This window comes from Pseudomonas bharatica (assembly GCF_048586865.1).
GTDB classification, from domain to species: Bacteria; Pseudomonadota; Gammaproteobacteria; order Pseudomonadales; family Pseudomonadaceae; genus Aquipseudomonas; species Aquipseudomonas bharatica.
Genome location: NZ_JBMAWR010000065.1, coordinates 1 through 392 on the forward strand (window position 1 = coordinate 1; position 392 = coordinate 392).

General features: G+C 62.5%; 1 protein-coding gene. It reads right to left on the bottom strand.

Features of this window, described 5'->3' with window-relative positions; translation table 11 throughout:
• The coding region (locus ACKLLE_RS27145; RefSeq protein ID WP_420059615.1) for an immunoglobulin-like domain-containing protein at positions 1-392 on the bottom strand (392 nt) is incomplete at both ends.

Consider the following 392-nt stretch of genomic DNA (forward strand, 5'->3'; position numbering starts at 1 on the left):
ACACCGCCTTCGACCGCGCTCGAGGTCGCGGTCAGGGTTACGGTCGAAGTGTCGATGCTGTCGGTGACGGCAGTGACAGCCGCAGTCGGGCTGACTTCCAGATGCTCGAAGTCGCCGCCGGTAGTGCCTGTGACGGTGACGCTGACGTTGCCGCCATCTACGTAAACGGTGTTTTGCGGGGCCGGGAAGGTCAAGCTGCCTTCCGACAGACCTTTGCCGATGGTAATGACCTCGCCATTACTCAGCGTGATCTTCATTTCACTGCCAGCCGGATTGGTCAGGCGGGCGGTGTAGACGATGTCACCGCCTTCCTGAACGGTGCCGGTGGCGGACAGGGTCAGGCCGGTAGTATCCAGGCGAGCCGGGTCATCGGTTACGACGGTGGTCGGGGT